General features: G+C 58.4%; 19 protein-coding genes. 5 read left to right on the top strand and 14 right to left on the bottom strand.

The features are described from left to right. Positions 1 to 74 precede the first annotated feature (74 nt). The gene (locus tag KW848_RS06280; RefSeq protein ID WP_056739294.1) at positions 75 to 539 is read left to right on the top strand and encodes a glycine zipper 2TM domain-containing protein; all 465 of its coding nucleotides are present in this window, start codon (positions 75 to 77) and stop codon (positions 537 to 539) included. Positions 540 to 632: 93 nt separating this feature from the next. Here KW848_RS06280 and KW848_RS06285 read toward each other — a convergent pair whose 3' ends face one another. The 3 genes from KW848_RS06285 to nhaA all read right to left on the bottom strand — a co-directional run bounded on the left by KW848_RS06285 (position 633) and on the right by nhaA (position 3,430). Continuing rightward, positions 633 to 887 carry a colicin E3-like toxin immunity protein gene (locus tag KW848_RS06285; protein WP_218536527.1) on the bottom strand — a complete coding sequence of 85 codons (255 nt, stop codon included), beginning with the start codon at positions 885 to 887 and terminating at the stop codon, positions 633 to 635. 7 nt (positions 888 to 894) lie between these two features. Beyond that, positions 895 to 2,121, bottom strand: coding sequence for a colicin E3/pyocin S6 family cytotoxin (locus tag KW848_RS06290; protein WP_218536334.1), 1,227 nt, complete (start codon positions 2,119 to 2,121; stop codon positions 895 to 897). Between the two features lie 121 nt (positions 2,122 to 2,242). Beyond that, positions 2,243 to 3,430: a Na+/H+ antiporter NhaA gene (gene nhaA / locus KW848_RS06295; protein WP_218536335.1), complete on the bottom strand. Its 1,188-nt coding sequence runs from the start codon at positions 3,428 to 3,430 to the stop codon at positions 2,243 to 2,245. 239 nt (positions 3,431 to 3,669) lie between these two features. Between nhaA and KW848_RS06300 the strand changes: the two genes are divergently transcribed. Beyond that, the gene (locus KW848_RS06300) at positions 3,670 to 4,764 is read left to right on the top strand and encodes a PLP-dependent cysteine synthase family protein (RefSeq protein WP_218536336.1); all 1,095 of its coding nucleotides are present in this window, start codon (positions 3,670 to 3,672) and stop codon (positions 4,762 to 4,764) included. Positions 4,765 to 4,898: 134 nt separating this feature from the next. Here the strand turns inward: KW848_RS06300 and KW848_RS06305 are convergent, their stop codons facing one another. From KW848_RS06305 to KW848_RS06315, 3 genes are all read right to left on the bottom strand, one after another. After that, the gene (locus KW848_RS06305; RefSeq protein ID WP_218536337.1) at positions 4,899 to 6,512 is read right to left on the bottom strand and encodes an NAD(P)/FAD-dependent oxidoreductase; all 1,614 of its coding nucleotides are present in this window, start codon (positions 6,510 to 6,512) and stop codon (positions 4,899 to 4,901) included. 95 nt (positions 6,513 to 6,607) lie between these two features. After that, the gene (locus KW848_RS06310; protein ID WP_218536338.1) at positions 6,608 to 7,261 is read right to left on the bottom strand and encodes a COG3650 family protein; all 654 of its coding nucleotides are present in this window, start codon (positions 7,259 to 7,261) and stop codon (positions 6,608 to 6,610) included. Between the two features lie 169 nt (positions 7,262 to 7,430). Next, a complete protein-coding gene (locus KW848_RS06315; protein ID WP_218536339.1) occupies positions 7,431 to 8,030 on the bottom strand; it encodes a short chain dehydrogenase in 600 nt (199 codons plus the stop codon). A 104-nt stretch (positions 8,031 to 8,134) separates the two neighbouring features. Between KW848_RS06315 and KW848_RS06320 the strand changes: the two genes are divergently transcribed. Then, complete coding sequence (locus tag KW848_RS06320; protein ID WP_111450939.1) at positions 8,135 to 9,049, top strand: LysR family transcriptional regulator; 915 nt, start codon at positions 8,135 to 8,137, stop codon at positions 9,047 to 9,049. Positions 9,050 to 9,172: 123 nt separating this feature from the next. On the opposite strand, the gene KW848_RS06325 is transcribed toward KW848_RS06320, so the two are convergent. The 6 genes from KW848_RS06325 to KW848_RS06350 all read right to left on the bottom strand — a co-directional run bounded on the left by KW848_RS06325 (position 9,173) and on the right by KW848_RS06350 (position 14,962). Beyond that, on the bottom strand, positions 9,173 to 9,424 hold the full coding sequence (locus KW848_RS06325) for a DUF6124 family protein (protein ID WP_111450938.1): 252 nt from the start codon (positions 9,422 to 9,424) through the stop codon (positions 9,173 to 9,175). A 535-nt stretch (positions 9,425 to 9,959) separates the two neighbouring features. Beyond that, positions 9,960 to 10,661: an ABC transporter ATP-binding protein gene (locus KW848_RS06330; protein ID WP_008147292.1), complete on the bottom strand. Its 702-nt coding sequence runs from the start codon at positions 10,659 to 10,661 to the stop codon at positions 9,960 to 9,962. After that, positions 10,662 to 11,429: a high-affinity branched-chain amino acid ABC transporter ATP-binding protein LivG gene (livG, locus tag KW848_RS06335; RefSeq protein WP_008147293.1), complete on the bottom strand. Its 768-nt coding sequence runs from the start codon at positions 11,427 to 11,429 to the stop codon at positions 10,662 to 10,664. Next, on the bottom strand, positions 11,426 to 12,682 hold the full coding sequence (locus tag KW848_RS06340; protein ID WP_218536340.1) for a high-affinity branched-chain amino acid ABC transporter permease LivM: 1,257 nt from the start codon (positions 12,680 to 12,682) through the stop codon (positions 11,426 to 11,428). Before KW848_RS06340 ends, livG begins: the two co-directional genes overlap by 4 nt. Further along, positions 12,679 to 13,602 carry a high-affinity branched-chain amino acid ABC transporter permease LivH gene (gene livH, locus KW848_RS06345; RefSeq protein ID WP_008147295.1) on the bottom strand — a complete coding sequence of 308 codons (924 nt, stop codon included), beginning with the start codon at positions 13,600 to 13,602 and terminating at the stop codon, positions 12,679 to 12,681. The genes KW848_RS06340 and livH overlap by 4 nt, the downstream gene beginning before the upstream one ends. Before the next feature lie 232 nt (positions 13,603 to 13,834). After that, positions 13,835 to 14,962 carry a branched-chain amino acid ABC transporter substrate-binding protein gene (locus tag KW848_RS06350; RefSeq protein WP_218536341.1) on the bottom strand — a complete coding sequence of 376 codons (1,128 nt, stop codon included), beginning with the start codon at positions 14,960 to 14,962 and terminating at the stop codon, positions 13,835 to 13,837. 338 nt (positions 14,963 to 15,300) lie between these two features. Between KW848_RS06350 and KW848_RS06355 the strand changes: the two genes are divergently transcribed. Further along, positions 15,301 to 15,606, top strand: a complete 306-nt coding sequence (locus tag KW848_RS06355) for a DUF2288 domain-containing protein (RefSeq protein WP_111450936.1) — start codon at positions 15,301 to 15,303, stop codon at positions 15,604 to 15,606. A gap of 307 nt (positions 15,607 to 15,913) precedes the next feature. Here KW848_RS06355 and KW848_RS06360 read toward each other — a convergent pair whose 3' ends face one another. Then, positions 15,914 to 18,109, bottom strand: a complete 2,196-nt coding sequence (locus KW848_RS06360; RefSeq protein WP_218536342.1) for a hypothetical protein — start codon at positions 18,107 to 18,109, stop codon at positions 15,914 to 15,916. Positions 18,110 to 18,306: 197 nt separating this feature from the next. Between KW848_RS06360 and KW848_RS06365 the strand changes: the two genes are divergently transcribed. After that, a complete protein-coding gene (locus tag KW848_RS06365; RefSeq protein WP_192406520.1) occupies positions 18,307 to 19,203 on the top strand; it encodes an NAD(P)-dependent oxidoreductase in 897 nt (298 codons plus the stop codon). Here KW848_RS06365 and KW848_RS06370 read toward each other — a convergent pair. After that, complete coding sequence (locus KW848_RS06370; RefSeq protein ID WP_218536528.1) at positions 19,094 to 21,376, bottom strand: bifunctional diguanylate cyclase/phosphodiesterase; 2,283 nt, start codon at positions 21,374 to 21,376, stop codon at positions 19,094 to 19,096. The two genes, KW848_RS06365 and KW848_RS06370, sit on opposite strands and share 110 nt — an antisense overlap. Positions 21,377 to 21,639: the final 263 nt, after the last annotated feature.

The raw sequence follows: 21,639 nt of genomic DNA on the forward strand, positions 1-21,639 counted from the left end.
TTTTATCCGGGCGAGGCCGTGACAGGCGTCAAGCTGCGGAGTTTAATGAATACTTGTCCTTTGGAGTTGATGCTATGCGTAAGTCTGTTCTGCTGGTTGCTTCCTTTTCCACGATGGCGATGTTGCTCACTGGCTGCCAATCGAGCCTGACCGGTGACTCCTACTCCCGTGACGAAGCGCGTCGCGTGCAGACCGTTCGCATGGGCACCATCGAATCCCTGCGGCCGGTCAAAATCGAAGGCACCAAAACCCCAATCGGCGGCGCGGCTGGCGCCGTCGTGGGCGGTGTCGGCGGTAGCGCCATCGGTGGCGGTCGCGGCAGCATCGTTGCTGCCGTTATCGGCGCAGTCGCCGGTGGCCTGGCAGGTTCTGCAGCCGAAGAAGGCCTGACCCGCACTCAGGGCGTGGAAATCACCGTGCGCGAAGACGACGGCAGCATGCGCGCCTACGTGCAACAGGTTCAGGAAAATGAAGTGTTCCGTGTTGGCGAACGTGTGCGGATTGCTACTGTTGATGGGACGAGCCGCGTTTCGCACTAAGCGGGAATACGGGTAAAAGAAAACCCCGATCAGGTGACTGGTCGGGGTTTTTTGTTTGGAATGATTACCGAGCGCTAGTTAATTTATGTTGCATTACCACTGGTCACGATAGTCGAACGCTATCTGGTAATCATAGGTATTCAAGACGATAGGGTGCTGAAAATGAGGTTGGATAACAGCAACCCAGTGGTTGCAAACATTAAAGCCTCCATTATTGATATTGTTTTCGACGTGGATACCGAGAGCATTCAGTACTGACTCATCGTCACCTAAATCTTTGGAGGACTCTTCGCCCTGACAAAGTTCAGTTTGCTTGTCATACCATTCCAACCTTAGCTTCAGTCCCATTGTCGTCTCACAAGTATTTTTTGGGGATGTTTCGTTTGGATTGAGCATCGTCACGTCGTTCACCCGTTATGGGATCAAAAGCTCCCAAGTGGCTTCCATTACTTGCGCGATAAGCTTCCAGCTCTCCATGCATAGAATCCCACTCGTAGATGGTTTTGCCCTTTGCATCAATCCAGCGTTCTCTAAGTCCTCCGCCTCCTACGATGGGGTTCTTTTTCTTGGCTTTTTTAAGGCCTGGAAATGCAGTGATATCTTCGGTTCTTGGTGCTGGATGATAACTGTGACCAGCTGCCGGCAAGCCTTTACGAGGAGCGCTGATCACAACATATAGCGGCGACACCCCGGAACCAACCGGAAACACAAGAATGAAATCCTTGTACTCCGGCGGGTAAACCGGATTCACGATGATGCTATCCGCCGCTTTCGTCGGCGGATAAACCCAAATGTGCGGCGCTTGCGGAGCTGCTTCCAGCGCTGGAATACCAAGGATGTCGGAACCATCCACAGCCGGTGTCCAGATCAGCTCAACACCATCCCCCAGATCCGCCACCTGCTGACTGCCGCGCAAGCTGAACTGCACGACATCAACCATTTCCCAATCACGGTTCTTGCCGGTGTAGAAACCGTATCCCTTGAGACTGCCGTCAGCCTGTTGCTCGACTCTTAGCCGAACACGAGTTCGAGCCTGTTTCAGGGCGCGTAACTGATCTTCGGTATAGAGCGCGCTATCGCCGAGACTCGGCGTCCAGAAGAACGCGACCAGGCCGGCCAATAGGGTGGTTCCAGCAGCACCGAGTGCTGCGGTGGGAACAGCGATAGCCGGGGCGCGAAGAGCCATTCGGCCGATACCAAGCGAAACGGTACTGCCGCTGATGGTTTCAAGATTCAGCAGCCCGGCTTCGTCTGCCTCGCGAGCACCGAGCCAGGCGACTTCACCGTAGTCCTTGAGGCTGTCGGTGGGCACCATCCCCGAAGGATTCGAGTAATCGATGATGGCGTCCGGCAGCTTGCAGGACTTGGCGAATACGCATCCTGCGCGAACGGGTTCGTGCTTTTTCGCGACGACCTCACGACTCCGTTCGAAGGCGTGTTGCCTCGCGAGCATCGCGTCGTAAGCGTTTTGTCTGGCATCCCGCGCGGCCAGTTCGGTGGCCGTCATAAAGCGGTGAGTGACGTGATGACCGTCGCCTGACGGAGGGTTCTTGACCCGGGGAATGTCCTTATTGCCAGCCACTGATCTTCCTTGCGTTCGAACATCGACAGCCCCCAACAAAGGGGCTGTGCGACGTTAACGAACGAGGCTGATCGTGGCTGTAGGACGAGTCTTGAATGACGCTAAGAGTTGTCTCTGTTTATCAGGATTGCAGAGTGGCACTCTTGCGACTCGCCGCCGCCGTCACCGCATAACCAATCAATGCTGCCAGTATCGAACCGGTCAAAATCCCCATCCGGTCCATCCCTGCGTATTCACTGGCACCCGGCACAAACGCCAGGGAGCCGACAAACAGGCTCATGGTGAAGCCAATGCCGCAGAGGATTGCCACGCCCATTACCTGGCCCCAGTTGGCGCCTTGGGGCAGGGCGGCAATGCCGATTTTCACGGCCAGCCAGGTCAGGCCGAAGACGCCTAGGGTTTTGCCCAGCAGCAGGCCGACAGCAATGCCCATCGGTACGTGGTGGGTGAAGCTTTCGACGGTCACGCCGCTCAGGGACAGGCCGGCGTTGGCGAAGGCGAACAGTGGCAGGATGCCGTAGGCCACCCATGGATGCAGGGCATGTTCGAGGGTCAGCAGCGGCGAAGGTTCGGCGTTTTTCGTGCGCAGGGGAATGCAGAAGGCCAGGGTCACACCGGCCAGTGTCGCGTGGACACCGCTCTTGAGCACGCAAACCCAAAGAATCAGGCCGATGATCATGTACGGCCCGAGCTTGACCACCCCGAGCCGGTTCATCGCGATCAGTGCCACGATGCACGTCGCGGCCAGGGACAGCGAAAGGGTCGAGAGCGTACCCGAGTAGAAGATCGCAATGACGATGATTGCGCCGAGGTCGTCAATAATCGCCAGCGTCATCAGGAAAAGCTTCAGCGACACCGGTACCCGCTTACCCAGCAGGGCCAGTACGCCGAGGGCGAACGCGATGTCGGTGGCCATCGGGATGGCCCAGCCACCCAGGGCTGCCGGGTCATCGCGGTTCAGAAACCAGTAGATCAACGCCGGAACCACCATGCCGCCAATCGCCGCCGCGCCGGGCAGGACGATTTGCGACGGTTTCGACAGTTGACCGTCGAGGACTTCGCGCTTCACTTCCAGACCGATCAACAGGAAGAACAGGGCCATCAGGCCATCGTTGATCCACAGCAGAGCCGGTTTGGCGATTTGCAACGCACCGACCTGCGCCACGACCGGAGTGTCGAGAAAACTGCTGTAAAGCCACGACAGCGGAGAATTGTTGATGATCAACGCCAGGGCAGCAGCGGCGATCAATAACAGTCCGCTGGCAGCTTCCAACTGGAAGAAACGCGTGAAAGTGCTACGCAGAGGCAAGGTCGCTCTCCATCGATGAATTCAAAAGGTGGCACACCCTAACCCGTACCGTTAGTTGTTAAAACAAAAGTTATATTCTTTTTTGTTATATGCCGTTACAACGTGAACGATCAGCAGGGACCTGAGCCTAGCAGTTGTCGGGCGTATTGAACGTCAGCTGTACCTGTGCGTGCTGTAGGTTTTTTCCTAAGCTTGTCAGCTGAGCCTTGCAACAAGGCCGACTCAACGAGAAAACCACCATGAGCGACAACCGACAGTGGGCCCGCGAAGCCATCCGGATCATCGAGGCCGACTTCCAGCGCAGCGCCGACACCCACCTGATTCCCTTGCCGCTGCCGGGTTTTCCGGGCATCGAGTTGTATTTCAAGGATGAGTCCAGTCATCCCACCGGCAGCCTGAAGCACCGCCTGGCGCGCTCGCTGTTTCTGTATGCACTGTGTAACGGCTGGCTCAAGCCCGGGGCGCCGGTGATTGAAGCGTCCAGCGGTTCGACGGCGATTTCCGAGGCCTACTTCGCCAGTTTGCTGGGCTTGCCGTTCATTGCGGTGATGCCGGCGAGCACGTCCAAAGAGAAAATCGCGCAGATCGCTTTCTACGGCGGCAAGAGTCATTTGGTCGACGATCCGACGCAGATCTACGCCGAATCCGAGCGCCTGGCCCGTGAACACGATGGGCATTTCATCGACCAGTTCACCTATGCCGAGCGCGCTACCGACTGGCGGGCGAACAACAACATCGCCGAGTCGATCTTCCAGCAAATGCGCTTCGAACTGCACCCCGAGCCGAGCTGGCTGATCTCCAGCCCCGGCACCGGCGGTACCACCGCGACGCTGGGCCGTTACGTGCGTTACCGACAACATTGCACCCGCGTGCTCTGCGCCGATGCCGAGCGCTCGGTGTTCTTCGATTACTACCAGACCGGCGACGCCAGCCTGCGCCTGGATTGTGGTTCGCGGATTGAAGGCATTGGCCGGCCTCGGGTCGAAGCGTCGTTCCTGCCCAAAGTGATCGATGCGATGGTCAAAGTGCCGGACGCGTTGTCTCTGGCGGCCATGCATTACCTGGCGCAGCGTTTGGGACGTCGAGTCGGCGGGTCGAGCGGGACCAACCTGATCGGCGCGTTGATGGCGGCCCAGCAGATGGCGGCGGCGGGGGAGTCGGGGTCAATCGTGGCGATTCTGTGTGATGGCGGCGAGCGCTATGCCACCACTTACTACGATCAGGATTGGCTCAAGGGCCAGGGGTATGAGTTGAGCGGTTTGATGGATGCCGTGGCGGCGAGTGTCGAGCGCGGCGAGCCGTTGCCGGCCAGCGTGCTGCGCGCCAATATCTGACACGCTGAAAACCAATGTGGGAGCGAGCCTGCTCGCGATATCGGTAAATCAGTCAACATCTCTGTTGAATGTTAATCCGCTATCGCGAGCAGGCTCGCTCCCACAGGGTATTGCGTTGTTTCAGGCGTCGCGTATCAGGCCTCGAGGCCGAGGATGTCGCGGGCCACGGCTTCTGCAATCCGAATCCCGTCGACACCCGCCGACAGAATCCCCCCCGCATAACCGGCGCCTTCACCCGCCGGGAACAAGCCTTTCACGTTCAGGCTCTGCATCGACTCGTTACGGGTAATCCGCAGCGGCGACGACGTACGGGTCTCGATCCCGGTCAACACCGCGTCGTGCAGCGAGTAACCGCGAATCTGCTTCTCGAACGCCGGCAACGCTTCGCGAATGGCTTCGATGGCGAACGCCGGCAAGGCCAACGCCAGATCACCCAAGGCAACTCCCGGTTTGTAGGACGGCTCGACGCTGCCCAACTCGGTGGACGGCTTGCCGGCAATGAAGTCGCCGACCAGTTGCGCCGGCGCTTCGTAGTTGCTGCCGCCCAACACAAAGGCGTGGGATTCCAGGCGTTCCTGCAACTCGATACCCGCCAGCGGGCCGCCCGGATAATCGACTTCCGGGGTGATCCCGACGACGATCCCGGAGTTGGCGTTGCGCTCGTTACGCGAGTACTGGCTCATGCCGTTGGTGACCACGCGGCCCGGCTCGGACGTCGCCGCCACCACGGTGCCGCCCGGGCACATGCAGAAGCTGTAGACCGAACGTCCGTTGCTGGCGTGGTGCACCAGTTTGTAGTCGGCGGCCCCGAGTTTCGGGTGGCCGGCGTACTTGCCCAGACGCGCGCGGTCGATCAGCGATTGCGGGTGTTCGATGCGGAAACCCACCGAGAACGGCTTGGCTTCCATGAACACGCCACGGCCATGCAGCATGCGGAAGGTGTCCCGAGCACTGTGGCCGAGGGCCAGAATCACGTGTTTCGAGTGAATCTGCTCGCCGCCGTTGAGCTCGACGCCGACCAGTTGCCCATCCTCGATCAATACATCGGTCACCCGCTGCTGGAAGCGCACTTCGCCACCCAACGCGCGAATCTGCTCACGCATGTTTTCCACAACACCGGTCAGACGGAACGTACCGATGTGCGGTTTGCTGACGTAGAGGATTTCTTCCGGCGCACCTGCTTTGACGAACTCGTGCAGGACTTTGCGACCGATGAATTTCGGGTCCTTGATCTGGCTGTAAAGCTTGCCGTCAGAGAACGTCCCCGCGCCACCTTCACCGAATTGCACGTTGGATTCCGGGTTAAGCACGCTTTTACGCCACAGACCCCAAGTGTCCTTGGTGCGCTGACGCACTTCGGTGCCGCGCTCGAGAATGATCGGCTTGAAGCCCATTTGCGCGAGCAGCAGCCCGGCGAAAATCCCGCACGGACCGAAGCCCACGACGACAGGACGTTGCTCAAGATCAGCCGGCGCCTGGCCGACCGCTTTGTAGCTGACATCCGGCGCCACGTTGACGTTACGGTCATCGGCGAACGTGCGCAGCACCGCCGCCTCATCGCGAACATTGAGGTCGATGGTGTAGATGAAGCACAGTTCAGAGGACTTTTTGCGCGCATCGTAGCTGCGCTTGAACAAGGTGAAATCGAGCAGGTCATCACTGCTGATGCCCAGGCGCTGCACGATGGCAGGACGCAGGTCTTCTTCGGGATGGTCGATCGGCAGCTTGAGTTCGGTGATTCGTAACATGACAGGATCCGGTTCGCGGGGCGCACAACTGCGCCAAGGCGTTTGAAGCCCGCGATTATAAGCCTCAACGAATGATTCCCGTGAGGCTAAAACGATCAGTCGTTACGCGATCCGCCGAAATACCCGCAGCCACGCTGAACCTGGCCGTCGATGCGCAGTTCGGCGCTCATGTGCTGGACACTGCCGGTGCTGCTGTCGACGCAACGTTGCGGCGCGACCCACAGTTCGATGTGCTGGTTATTGGCTTCGGTGCTGAGGTTGAAGCGGCCATCGCCCAGTTGCTCTTCAACGTAGGGTACGGCCAATGGCGGCTGACCGGCGCGCTCGATGACCATGCCTTTGCCGCTGACTTTCACGTTCCACTCAGGCCCATGGCCGGCAGCGCGCAGAATCAGCACTTTGAAATTCGGATCGTTGCATGCAGTGCCCGAGCGCTCGACGCGGTACAGCTGCGCAAGGTCGAGACGGCTGTCGACGACCCGCCCGCGTACGTCAGCAAACAGCTTGCCTTGGTCATCGGCCAGGGTCGCAGCCTCTTGCAGGAGGCTGGTGCCACCGGTGTCGTTGACCACATAACTGCGCTGTTCATTGCACGGCTGGAACAACAGCTTGCCGTCGGCCGCCGTCAATTGGCCCTGCATGCGGGTCTGGCCCACGTGGGAGGCACTTTCACGCGGGCCGTCGAGCAACTGGCAAGCGGCAAACAATGGAAGCAGGGCAACAAGGACTAAGGAACGGGCAACACGCATCTTTGAGTCTCCAGACAAGTGCCGCCACGTTACTCAGCCTGACCGTTCATCACAACCCCACTACTTTTGAATTCGATTCGCCCATCACTTGTAGGAGCACGGCTTGCCGGCGATGGCGTCTTCGATATCGCCATCGCCGGCAAGCCGTGCTCCTACAGGTCGCGGCGGTTTAGCCCACGTGAAAGGTCTGACCTGTTTGCAGGCCCTCGACGCTTTTGGCGTAGGCCAATGCCACGTCCGCTGCCAGAACCGGTTTGTAGCCGCGGAAATACGGCGCGTATTTGCCCATGGCTTCGACCAGTACGTTCGGGCTCACCGAATTGACGCGCAGGCCGCGAGGCAGTTCGATCGCTGCGGCGCGGACGAAGCTGTCCAGGGCGCCATTGACCAGCGCTGCCGAGGCGCCGCTGCGGATCGGGTCGTGGCTGAGCACGCCCGTGGTGAAGGTGAACGAGGCGCCGTCGTTGGCGTACTCGCGGCCGATCAGCAGCAGATTGACCTGGCCCATCAACTTGTCTTTCAGGCCCAGTGCGAAGCTTTCTCCGGTCATTTCACCGAGGGGCGCGAAGGTCACGTTGCCGGCGGCGCAGACCAGTGCATCGAACTTGCCGGTTTGCTCGAACAGCTTGCGAATCGATGCGCTGTCGCTGATATCCACATGGAAATCACCGCTGTTGCGGCCGATGCGGATGATCTCGTGACGCTCGGACAGCTCCTTGTCGACCGCCGAACCGATGGTGCCGCCTGCGCCTATCAAAAGAATTTTCATGCTGCTGTTCCTTGAGTGGTTGAAAGTGGCTTCAGTCTAGAGTGGTTTTTTCCATCGATAAGCGTGCTAATAGGCAACCTTTGGTTTTCAAATGGAAACAATCCATGAGCGAAATGGATGATCTGGCGGCGTTCGCGATATTGATTGAAGCAGGCAGTTTCACACTGGCGGCGCAGCAGCTGGGGTGCAGCAAAGGTCAGTTGTCCAAGCGCATCAGCCAACTGGAATCGCGGTTTTCAGTGGTGCTGCTGCAACGCACCACCCGCCGTTTGAGCCTGACAGCCGCAGGTGCGGCGCTGTTGCCGCAAGCCCAGGCACTCGTAGTCCAAGTCGAGAGGGCGCGTCAGGCATTGGCGCGGCTGAAGGACGACATGGCCGGGCCGGTGCGTATGACGGTTCCGGTATCGCTGGGGGAAACCTTCTTCGATGGCTTGTTGCTGGAGTTTTCCGGCAAGTACCCTGAGGTGCAGATCGAGCTGGACCTGAGCAACAACTACCGTGATTTGTCCCGCGACGGGTTTGATCTCGCGGTTCGCTCCGAGGTGGGCAATGACGAGCGCCTGGTGGCCCGACCGCTATTGGCCTGGCACGAAATGACCTGCGCCAGCCCGGCTTACCTTGAGCAATACGGCGAACCGCTGACGCCGCAGGCCCTCGCTGAACATCGCTGTCTGCTCAACAGTCACTACAGCGGTCGCGAAGAGTGGCTCTATCACCAGCAACACGAGTTGTTGCGGGTTCGCGTCTCGGGACCGTTCGCCAGCAACCATTACAGCCTGCTGAAAAAAGCGGCACTGGCCGGCGCCGGCATTGCGCGGTTGCCGTCCTACCTGCTGCAAGCGGAATTGGCTGACGGCCGTTTGCGCTGGCTCCTGCGTGACTATCAGACCCGCCGCATGCCGATGTACCTGGTGCATCCCTATCAGGGTGGATTGCCGAAGCGCACACAGGTGTTGGCGGACTATTTGATTGGCTGGTTCAAGCGCAGCGGTGAAGCGCTGGATCGACTCCAACGATAGCAGCTCACCACCCAACACTGTGGGAGCGGGCTTGCTCGCGAAAGCGGAGTGTCAGTCAGCATTAATACTGAATGTCACACCGCTTTCGCGAGCAAGCCCGCTCCCACAGGGTGATCTTGGTGATCAGGATTCTTGTTGGTCAATTTGATCCAGCGCCCGATTCACCGCCAGTTCGCCCAGCATGATGCTTTGCTGGATGCCGAGCAGCATGTTGCGGTGCGAACCTTCCAGGAAAGCGGCGAAATTGCTGGCCATCACACTCGCCGACGCAAGTGATTCACAGGCATGGCCCAGCAGGGTTTGCATATCGATACCGGGCGCGACGACAAACATCGGGCTGGGATTGTGCGGGGGATTGGGTGAATTCTTGAACATTTACGGGTTCTCTCTATATGAGGCTGCAACCCGCTCGCGACTAAACGAAAAGGTGGCGGCTGTGCACAGGTTAGTCGACCGATCGAGAACCCCGGATATCGGCGCGCCCGAGGGCGCCCTGCACACAGCCACCGTCAAGTGCAGGGATGGAATACCTGACTTTTTGGCACTTATGCGATCCGGGAGAACTACCGAGCGACTAAACCCGACCACTGATGGGCAGTGGCAGGGAAACGATAGAGGCAGGCCCCAAGACGCACAAGTCGGCGGATTCTGGCGTAGCTGTAGGCAACGACGCAAGGTGATGTAGCTTGCAGGAAGTAACACGGACACTGATTAAACACGCTCTCCAATACACCCAAAATCCCCTGTAGGAGCTGCCGAAGGCTGCGATCTTTTGATCTTGATCTTCGGTGGTCCTGGCGAAAACCAAGATCAAAAGATCGCAGCCTGCGGCAGCTCCTACGGGGGAGATTTCCATTATGACAAGCATAAAAAAACGGCCCGAAGGCCGTTTTTTGTTTACCGCAAAGACTCAACCACCCAGGTACGCTTCACGCACTTTCGGGTCAGTCAGCAATGCTTCCCCGGTACCTGTCATCACCACCCGGCCGTTCTCCAGAACGTACGCACGGTCGGCAATTTTCAACGCCTGGTTGGCGTTCTGCTCCACCAAAAACACCGTCACGCCATCCTTGCGCAGCTGTTCGATGATGTCGAAGATCTGCTGGATGATGATCGGTGCCAGGCCCAATGAAGGTTCATCGAGCAGCAACAGCTTGGGTTTGCTCATCAGCGCACGGCCGATGGCGAGCATTTGCTGTTCGCCGCCGGACATGGTGCCGCCGCGTTGGGCGAAGCGTTCTTTCAGGCGTGGGAAAAGTCCGAGGACCTTGTCCATCTGTTCCTGATAATCGCCCTTGTCGGTGAAGAACCCGCCCATGGCGAGGTTTTCTTCCACGGTCAGACGGGCAAACACCCGACGACCTTCCGGCACGACGGCGATGCTCTTGCGCATGATCTGCGAGGAACTCTGACCGACCAATTCCTCACCCATGTAGCGGATGCTGCCACTGTGGGCTTGCGGCGAACCGCAGAGCGTCATCAGCAGAGTCGATTTGCCGGCACCGTTGGCGCCGATCAGAGTCACGATCTCGCCCTGGCGGACTTCGACGTTGACGCTGTGCAGGGCCTGGATCTTGCCGTAGAAGGTGGAAACGTTTTCGAATTGCAGCATTTACGCTTCCCCCAGGTAGGCTTTGATCACTTCGGGATTGTCGCGGATTTGTTCCGGCGTGCCGTCGGCCAGAGGTGTGCCCTGGTTGATCACGACGATGTGGTCGGAAATGCTCATGACCAGTTTCATGTCGTGTTCGATCAGCAGCACGGTGACATTGTGCTCTTCACGCAACATGCTGATCAGCGCTTTCAGGTCTTCGGTTTCCTTCGGGTTCAGGCCGGCGGCCGGTTCGTCGAGCATGAGGATCCGCGGACGGGTCATCATGCAGCGAGCGATTTCCAGACGACGTTGCTGACCGTAGGCCAGGGTGCCGGCAGGACGGTTGGCGAATGCCTTGAGGTTGACCTTGTCCAGCCAGAACTCGGCGAACTCCATGGCTTCGCGCTCGCTCTTGCGAAACGACGGGGTCTTGAACAGACCGGCCAGGAAGTTGGTGTTCAGGTGACGGTGCTGGGCGATCAAGAGGTTCTCGACCGCCGTCATGTCCTTGAACAGCCGCACGTTCTGGAAGGTGCGCACCACGCCTTTGAGGGCGATCTTGTGGCCGGGCAGGCCCTGGATCGGCTCGCCGTCCAGCAGGATGCTGCCGCCACTCGGCTGATAGAAGCCGGTCAGGCAGTTGAACACGGTGGTCTTGCCGGCGCCGTTGGGGCCGATCAGTGCCACGACCTGTTTTTCCTTCACGCTCAGGGCTACGCCGTTGACCGCCAGCAAGCCGCCGAAGCGCATGCTCAGATTTTCTACTTTGAGGATCTCGCGGCTCATTTGCGCAGCTCCATGTGAGGACGTTGCATGGGCAGCAGTCCTTGAGGACGCCAGATCATCATCAGCACCATCAAGGCGCCGAACATCAACATGCGGTATTCACTGAACTCACGCATCATTTCCGGCAACAGGATCATCACTGTGGCGGCGAGTACGACGCCCAGTTGCGAGCCCATGCCACCCAGCACCACGATGGCGAGGATGGTCGCCGACTCGATGAAGGTGAACGACTCCGGTGTCACCAGGCCCTGACGCGCGGCGAAGAAGCTGCCGGCAAAACCGGCGAAGCACGCACCGAGGGTGAAGGCCGAGAGCTTGATGACCGTAGGATTGAGACCCAGCGCACGGCAGGCGATTTCGTCTTCACGCAACGCTTCCCAGGCACGGCCCAGCGGCATGCGCAGCAAGCGGTTGATCACGAACAGGGCAAACAGCGCCAGCAACAGCGCAACGAGGTAAAGGAAGATCACCTTGTTGATCGAGTTGTATTCCAGGCCGAAGTACTCGTGGAAGGTCTGCAGGCCTTCAGCGGCTTTGCGTTCGAAGGTCAGGCCGAAGAACGTCGGTTTCTCGATGTTACTGATGCCGTTCGGACCCCCCGTGAGGCCGGTCAGGTTACGCAGGAACAGACGGATGATTTCACCGAAGCCCAGGGTCACGATCGCCAGATAGTCACCGCGCAGACGCAGCACCGGGAAACCGAGCAGGAAGCCGAAGGTGGCCGCCATCATCCCGGCGATCGGCAGGCAGATCCAGAAGCTCAGGCCGTAGTAGTGCGACAGCAGCGCATAGCTGTAGGCGCCGACGGCATAGAAGCCGACGTAACCGAGGTCGAGCAGACCGGCCAGACCGACCACGATGTTCAGGCCCAGGCCGAGCATCACGTAGATCAGCACCAGCGTGGCGATATCCACCGCACCGCGGGAACCGAAGAACGGCCAGACCAGCGCACCGATGATCAACGCGATGATGATCCAGCGCTGAGTGGTCGGCAGGGTCAGGAACGTACTGGCCTTGGCCGGCATCACCGGCAGGTTCGGCGAGGATTTCCAGGCCGAGCTGATCTGCTGGTCGAACAACACCCGCAGGAACATCAACACCGAGCACACGGCGATGGTGATCAGGGTGGAAGTGCTGGTGCCGTGGACTTCGAGGTTGATGCCGACGATGGTCAGTTTCAGACCGAGTACCGGGTAGGCAACGGCCCACACCAGCAAGGCGCTGAACAACGCCTGTTTAAGATTCCTAGTCATACTTTTTCAACCTCCGGACGGCCCAACAGGCCGGTAGGCCGGAACAACAACACCAGAACCAGTAAGCCGAACGCCACAACGTCCTTGTACTGGTCGCCGAAGATATCGGCACCAAAGGCTTCCGCCACCCCCAGCACGATCCCGCCGAGCATGGCGCCGGGGATGCTGCCGATACCGCCCAGTACCGCTGCGGTGAAGGCTTTGAGGCCGACCAGGAAACCGGCGTTCGGGTTGATCACGCCGTATTGCATGCTCAGCAATACCGCCGCGATGGCTGCCAGTGCGGCACCGATGACGAAGGTCAGGGCGATGATGTTGTTGGTGTTGATACCTAAGAGGTTGGCCATCTTGATGTCTTCGGCACAGGCGCGGCAGGCGCGACCCAGGCGAGAGCGGGAGATGAACAGCGTCAGGCCGAGCATGGCGACAAAGGTCACCACGAACACCACGATTTGCATGTAGGAAATCAGCACTTCATGTGCGCCACCTGGCCCGATGGAGAAGTTACCGGGGATCAGGTTGGGGATGGATTTGTCCTTGGAGTCTTGCGCCAGCAGAACCGTGTTCTGCAGGAAGATCGACATGCCGATGGCGGAAATCAGCGGGATCAGACGGTTGCTGCCGCGCAGAGGGCGGTAGGCGATCCGTTCGATGCTATAACCGTAGGCACTGGTCACGACAATGGTCGCGAGAAAAGCGGCGGTCATCAACAGCGGAACACTGTCGAGTCCCATCATGGACAGGCCCGCAATGGCGATGAACGCCACGTAGGAACCAATCATGTACACCTCGCCGTGGGCGAAGTTGATCATTCCAATGATGCCGTAAACCATCGTATAGCCGATGGCGATCAGGGCATACGTGCTGCCAATGGTCAGACCATTAACCAGCTGTTGGAAGAAGTGATAGATGTCAGGCATTACAGCGCTCCTAAAAACCTGATACGCATTTCACTGGTGGAGTCATTTTCCCGCTCGAGCCCCGTGGATCTGCATCCACTTCGAACGCGAGGTTTGCCAGCGAACCGCTGATGACGGTTTTGAGATTTTCAGGTGGGGAGACTGGCGGATCACGCCAGTGCGGCCCAATACGTTCGTAAAACAAAGCCCACGGCACGCCGTGGGCTTTATTGGCAGTCAGTCAGGCAACGCCTTACTGAGGCTTGGCTTCAGTTTTAGGTTTGCCGAAGTGCCACTCGTAAACCACAAATTTGAAGTCTTTCAGGTCGCCCTTGGCGTCGAAGCTCAGGTCGCCAGTCGGGGTTTTGAAGGAACCTGCGTGGATGGCAGCAGCCACTTTGGCAGGGTCTTCGCTCTTGGCAGCAGTAATACCACCAGCGATGACTTCAACAGCCGAGTAGGACGGGAACACGAACGGACCGCTTGGGTCTTCTTTCTTGGCTTTGAACGCATCAGCCAGGGCGATGTTGGCCGGATCCTGGTCGAAGGATTTCGGCAGGGTCACCAGCAGACCTTCGGAAGCGTCTTTGGCGATCTGCGAAATGGAGTCGTTACCCACGCCTTCCGGACCCATGAACTTGGCTTTCAGGCCTTTTTCCTGGGCTTGACGCAGGATCAGGCCCAGCTCCGGGTGGTAGCCGCCGTAGTAGACGAAGTCGACGTTGGCTTGCTTGAGCTTGGAGATCATCGAAGAGAAGTCTTTGTCGCCGGCGTTGATGCCTTCGAACACGGCAACCTTGACGTTTTTGCCTTCCAGGGTTTTCTTCACGGCGGTGGCGATGCCTTCACCGTATTGCTGTTTGTCGTGCAGAACAGCAACGATCTTCGGTTTTACGAAGTCGGCAATGTAGTTACCGGCGGCAGGGCCCTGGGCGCTGTCCAGACCGATAGTACGGAAGATCATTTTGTAACCGCGATTGGTGATGTCCGGGCTGGTGGCAGCCGGGGTGATCATGATCACGCCTTCGTCTTCGTAAATGTCCGAAGCCGGTTGAGTGGAGCTGGAGCACAGGTGACCGACCACGAACTTGACGCCGTCGTTGACGACTTTGTTCGCGACCGCTACCGCTTGTTTTGGATCACAGGCGTCATCGTATTCAACGGCTTCGAGTTTCTTGCCGTCTACGCCGCCTTTGGCGTTGATCTGTTCGATGGCCATTTTGGCGCCACTGAACTGCATGTCGCCGTATTGGGCTACAGGGCCGGTTTTAGGGCCGGCGATGCCGATCTTGATGGTGTCAGCTGCGAACGAATGGCTGGCAACCCCGGCCAGAACCATAGCGGCAAACAGTTTGGAAATCTGCTTAGTAGCCTTAGTCATAGTGCTCCACTCTTACTGTTGTAGTTTTTATAGTCCTGGCGCCGTAGCAGCAGAACCGGGTCAGATATCTTCGATATCCTCCGGAAAATGCCCCCGGCAACTGTACCGGTACAGTGTAGAGCGCCAATTGTTAGCCTGGGAAGCTGGCGCCAGGGGGCAAAACCTGAGGGTGTCGCTTTTTTGAAAGAAAAAGACAGAATGGCGGCGGGGGTTATAGCTGAAATATCAGCAATCCTTGGCTTTCCTGCTGTTTTCAATCGGTCACTCAATTGCATCCGGGTTTTTCTGCCAGACCACCAACGTTATGATTACGTCGATTTCTTTTCCGGACAGGACCCATGACTCAAGAACCTAGCACCCTCTATGCCAAGCTGCTTGGTGAAACCGCATCTATTACCTGGAAGGAGCTGGAGCCGTTCTTCGCCAGGGGTGCCCTATTGTGGGTCGATCCCGGTCTGGATTTGATTGCTGCAGCGGAGGCAGTCGCGACCGACGAAGGCGAGAAAGTGGCTGCCTGGTTGGCCGCCGACAAGGTCGCCAAGCTGTCTGAAACGCGGGCGCTGGATCTTTTCGAACGCGATCCGGAGCTGTGGGCAGTGGTCGTTTCGCCGTGGATTATGATCCAGGAAAGGGCGACAAGCTGAAGATGCGCACTCTATTGGTGCGCTGCCTTGTCGGGCAAAAGTGTGTAGCCGAGTAGCGTGATGGCACGTTGCCGTAGAGAAAGGCCACAGGCGGGCCAGCATCACGGTGACGTAAACGTAACGGGAACAGTTTATCGAGCAGCCGATTGGCTGCTTAATTGTTTCTGGATGTTGGGATTTGTGGTGATTCTGATGCCGCCATCGCGAGCAAGCTCGGCTCCTACAGGGACGATGTCGATCACAAATTTTGTGAACGCTACCGAACTCTGTAGGAGCCGAGCTTGCTCGCGATTGGGCGCGCCGCTGATTAAGCCGTCTTGCCAGTATGGTTATTCAGCGAAATAACCTTGGTCTTGCCAATCCGGTGACGATAAATCTCGCGCAAGTACTTGATCGCCTTCTTTACGCAATCCCGGGACAGACGAATGTCATTGATCGAGACGAACTTGTCTTTGTCGTTGATCAGCTCGCGGTACTTCTTCTCGTACATCGGTTTGATCGCGTACCAATTGGTGTCGAGGATCTTCGCCGGGTTCTCGAACTCATTCAGCAGCTCGTCGATACGGTCCTCGTCGAACTCTTCATTAATGATGAAGTCCAGGATCGAGTTATCCAGAGTCTCGTCAAAGCGGTACGGGTTTTTCGCGAAGCAACGCTTGATGAAGGCCACGATCAGCGTCAGGAAGTCGTCCGACAGGCACGGGCTCTTGGCGATCAGGGTGGTCAGCGACAAGTTGGCCGAGGCGCCGATGACCAGCGCATAACGCTTGAGCGTGGTGTTCGGGAACAGGCTGTTGAGGTGGGTCTTCAACCGGTTCAAGTCCATGTAGGACAGCTTGTAGTCCTTTGGCAGCGAAACAATCGAGACCACCGACGAGCAGTTCTTGAAGAAGTGCAGGTCGTGCAACGCGGCCGCGTCGTACCCCGAATTCTTGTACTGCTCCAGCGAGGCGCGATAGCGCTTGGATTCGATTGGCAACAGGCTGATGCCTTCGATCGCCTGGGTCACTTTGTTGAAGTGCGGCAAGTCGATGGAGCGGAAGAACAGGTCGTCGATGTTCAGGCGCTGCGGTTCTTTCTCGAACACCTTGAACTTGTCGCTGCTCGGCGGCGGCGTTTCCGGCACCACGGACTCGGCATAGGCAATCGCTACGGGGCCGGCCAGGCTCATGAACAGGTCGTTGGCGTCGAGGCGAATGGTTTCGCCAATGTCGATGCCAGCCCGACGGAAATAGTTCTGGTCGTAGTCGGTGGTTACCGCTTGCGCCGTCAGAATGTTGAAGATCTGCTGTGAGATGTATTGGTTAGCGTGCTTTTCCATCGCGTTGACGTCGATGTTCTGGATGTTGCCGTCATCGCTTTCTTCGGCATAACGCATGATGTCGTTGGAGATCAGCATCATGGCGTTCCATGGGCGGATACGACCCATGACACTGGCTTCGCTGCTGTCTTCGTTGGCGAAGTTGTAGGAGAAGTCCCACTCTTCCGACAGGTATTTACACAGCAGACGACCTGCGTTGATGTGCAGCGCCTCGGACATTTCGCTGCGGTGATCGGAAATGTTCGGCAGCACGCAGATGCCGCTGGTGAAGATCGGCTCGAAGACGAAGGAATGACCGCTCTTGCCGTCGTGCTCGTCCATCGGCTTGGTGTCGAACGTCTTGTTCATGTACGAGTGCTGCTGGGCCAGGCCGAATTCCGAGGCCATGCCCGAACCGGTACCGCCACCGGCGCTGAAAATCGAGAAATACAGGCGCGATTGGTTGGCCTTGATCCCGCAGCTGTCGATCAGGTACGAGTGAATCATCTTCCAGTCAGGGCTGGAGAAACGCTGGGTGTCCTTGTTCAGGATGATCTTGGCCAGGTACTGACCGAGGATCGGCGCGTTACCGGCGCCACCGGCGTGGACTTCCGACAAGTCCATGATTTTCATTTTGCTGTAGTCGCGCAGGAAGCCGCTTTTTTCGCCCTTGCGCGAGAAACGGATGCGGCCGGCGATGTCTTTGTCCAGGTCGCCGAGCATGACCAGGGGTTCTACCAGGAACACCGGTTTGGTGGCCTTGTTCGGCCCCAGGCGCAGGTTGTTGCGAATCCACTGTGCCGGGCTGTAGCCCTTTTCGGCGAAACGTTTGTCCGGCGACAGGCGATCTTCGTTATTGAATTCGTTGAGGTAGAACTTACGGGCGTTGTACACCAGCTCTGCCACGTCCAGCGCGATGTTCGAACCGCAACGGCCCAGGCCGATCAGGCACACCGACGGGAATTCCTGATCGCTGTGATGTTCGCTGTCGCCTTCCAGATGCGGTGGACGCGGGAACACCATGTCACGCAGACCGTCGAGATTATCGAGGATACGATCGGTATTGGTTTCGGTGAAATACAGGTATTGCTGAGTCGCCAACGGGCGCGATGGCGTCAATGGCTTCGACGGTGCGGGGCTGTTTGCCGCGGGGCTCAACGTCAGATCGGGTATCGCAGTGGCCGGATTGTTTTTAGAAGTCATTGTGCGCCATGTACCTGGGCTGGTTGGTTGAGCGACACGGTGTCGTCGAACCATCACGGATGGGATCTCGCGTTTTTTTTCAGCGCGTATTTGGCCCAAGCGTCAGGGCCTTGGCCTGAGCATCGCTCGGGGGAATCCTTTCCTAAGTCATGATGAATCGGCCAATATTCGACGATCTTTAATCAAAAGGAGGCCAAATGATGGCAGCGTTACCTTCACTCGGGTTTGCCGGGGTCGGCCTGATGGGCTTGCCAATGTGCCAGCGCCTGTTGGCAGCGGGTTACCCGCTGACGGTGTGGAACCGCAATCCAGCCAAGTGCGCGCCGCTGGTCGAGGCCGGTGCACGACAGGTCGCCACGCCGGCTGAGCTGTGTCAGCACGCCGACGTGGTGATGTTGTGCCTGGCGGACACGTCGGTGGTTCGTGAGGTGGTGTTTGGTGCGGCAGGGATTGCGCAAGGTGCGAAAAGCGGTCAATTGCTGGTGGACTTTTCCAGCCTGGAACCTACCGCGACGCGGGAAATGGCGACAGCGCTGGTCGGCCAGGCCGGCATGAGCTGGCTGGATGCACCGGTGTCCGGCGGAGTGGTCGGCGCCGAGGCTGGCAGCCTGGCGATCATGGTGGGCGGTGAAACGGCGGATCTTGAGCGCGTCAGGCCTGTGTTGTTGAACCTTGGTCAGCGCGTGACCCACATGGGCGCCGTCGGAGCGGGGCAGGTGACCAAGGCCTGCAATCAGATGATCGTCGCCTGCAACGCGCTGGTGATCGCCGAAGTCGTGGCGTTGGCCGAGCGTTCCGGGGTGCAGGCCAGTCTGATCGCCGAGGCGCTGGCAGGCGGGTTTGCCGATTCAAAGCCCTTGCAGATCCTCGGTCCGCAAATGGCCGAAAGCCGTTTCGAACCGGTGAAATGGCATGTGCGCACGCTGCTCAAGGACCTCGATACCGCGGTGAAGTTTTCCCGTGAGCAAGGCTCGGCCACGCCGATCAGTGGACTGGCCGCACAATTGATGCGACTGCATGGGAGCCAGGGATTCCTGGAAAAAGATCCGTCGACGCTAGTGCAGTTGTACCGCGAGCCAGACTCAAAGGGCTGACAGTGTGCAGGTGCTTGCGCTGGTTGATTTCGCTCAGCACCGGACGCAACTGCGCCAGCGGTATTGGGCGACTGAGCAGGTAGCCCTGCACGAAGTCGCAGCCGTTACGCTCCAGAAACTCGTATTGCTCAAGGGTTTCGACGCCTTCGGTCACCACCTGCAAATGCAGCGTGTGGGCCATGACGATGATCGCTTGAACGATTTCCATGTCCTGGGTGGCCTTGGGGATGTCCTGGATGAACGAACGGTCGATCTTCAGCGTGTTGAGTGGCAGTCGTTTGAGATAGGCCAGTGATGAGTAACCGGTGCCGAAGTCATCAATCGACAGCGACACGCCGAGGGCACGAATCTGGCGCAGCAACACCAGCGTATCGGCGATGTTGCCCATCAGCGCATTTTCCGTTACTTCCAGTTCCAGCCGCTGCGGCGCCACTCCGGCGACCCGCAGCGCGTGTTCGATTTCATCGGCCAATGATTCGCGCGCCAGGTTCAGGGGCGAGCAGTTCACGGCGATGTGGAGTTCTTCGCAACCCTGGCGCGACAACTCGCCCAGGTCCTCACAGGCTTTGCGCAGGACCCAGTTGTCCAGTTCGGCGATCAGGCCGTTGGCCTCGGCGATGGCAATGAACCGGTCCGGTGCCAGCAGTCCGTGAACCGGATGTTGCCAGCGGACCAGCGCTTCAAGTTTGCTGACCTGAGCGGTTTTCAGGTCATAGATCGGTTGGTAATAGAGCATCAGCCCGGTGTTTTCGCGCAGGGCGTGGCGCAGCTCTTCTTCCAGTTGCAGTTCCAGCGTCGCGCGGGTTTTCAGGTTTTCGCTGAAAAAATTCAGGCCATTGCGCCCGCTGTCCTTGGACTGATACAGCGCCAGATCAGCGTTTTTCAGCAACTCTTCACAGGTCTTGCCATCTTCCGGAAACACGCTGATACCGATACTGGTGGTCATAACCATGCGCCGCCCGGACAGCTCGATGGGCTCCTTCATTTTCGCCATGATGCGTTGGGCCATGTGCCGCGCTTCATCATGATCATGCAGGCTGATGAGGATGCAAAACTCGTCGCCTCCGAAGCGCGCAACGACATCTTCGTGGCTGCGCACCGAGCACTTTATGTGGCTGGCCAGGACTTTGAGCAATTCGTCACCGGCATCATGGCCGAGGCTGTCGTTGATCCGCTTGAAATGGTCGATGTCCAGGAACAGCACCGCCAGCATGCCGCCTTCGTTGGTTTTCTCGATGAGTTTCTCGGCAAAAATCTGGTTGAAGCCACGGCGGTTGATCAGGTTGGTCAGGGGGTCGTAGTGCGCCACTTGTTGTAACGACATCCTCGCCTGGTCCAGTTGACTGAGCAGGGCGTTGACCCGTTGCAGGTCGCGCTCCTTGTTTTGCAGCTTCTTGTCCGCCAGCGCCGCGCTGATGCTGCTGCCGATGATCAGCAGTGTCATGACCGCCACCGTCAGACCCAGTTGCAGATGATTGTTTGCGCCGGGCAGCGGCTGGAGGCTGTCAGCGGGCAGCACCAGATTGAAGGCGGCCATGGCGGTGACGTGCATGCTGATAATGCCTGCGCCGAGCACCAGGCTGGCGCTGTATTTGAGCAGTTGATGGAACAGACCGGTGCCGTCGCGCAGATGACTTGATATCAGCAGGGCTGCAAGGCTGGCACCGATGGCGAACACAATGGAGAGGGCGAACAGCGTGGGTTGGTAATAGGCCATCGCACTCGAACGCATGGCGGTCATGCCCACGTAATGCATGGTGGCGATGCCCAGGCCAATGCAGATCGACGCCTGGAGATATTGCCAAAAACTCAGGCGGGGATGGCTGAGAGCATGCATGGCCAGCCACGAGGCCAGCAGGGCGATCAACAGAGAAAGGAGAGTGATGGGCAAGTCATATTGAATGTCGATCGGCGCCTTGAATGCCAGCATGCCGATGAACTGCATGGCCCAGATCCCCCCTGCCAGGCAACTGGCACCGACCCAGCGCCAGAGCCGCTGCGAGGCGGGTTTTTCCACGTGACCGACCCGTTCGGCCATGTCCAATGTGGCAAAGCTACCGACACCGGCGACCAAATAGGCCAGCAGAACCAGAAAAGGGTCAAGTGTGCAGTTGAGTATTACCTGGCCGTTCGCCGTCAGCTCGGTAATGAAATGCAACCCAAGCCACTCCATAGCATGCCCCATTGTCATCCTGGCTGGCGCCATGAACGCTGGCGAATGCATTGGAGTATAGAAGGCGTGTTTAGAGTGCAAACGATAGTGGCACGTTGGCCCTAACCATTTTGGAATGAGCGTTAGAGCGTTTGGAGATAAATGGTGTATCAGCTGCGACATCTTCCATGGGCGGATATCAGCTTTACAAATAATGACAGACAGCTATGGCGGGCCTGACTAGATTGCAGGTTCCGGGCTCGGATGCGCTGGCAGTGAAGCCC

Origin of the sequence: Pseudomonas sp. PDM25 (assembly GCF_019219045.1) — a bacterium.
GTDB lineage: Bacteria > Pseudomonadota > Gammaproteobacteria > Pseudomonadales > Pseudomonadaceae > Aquipseudomonas.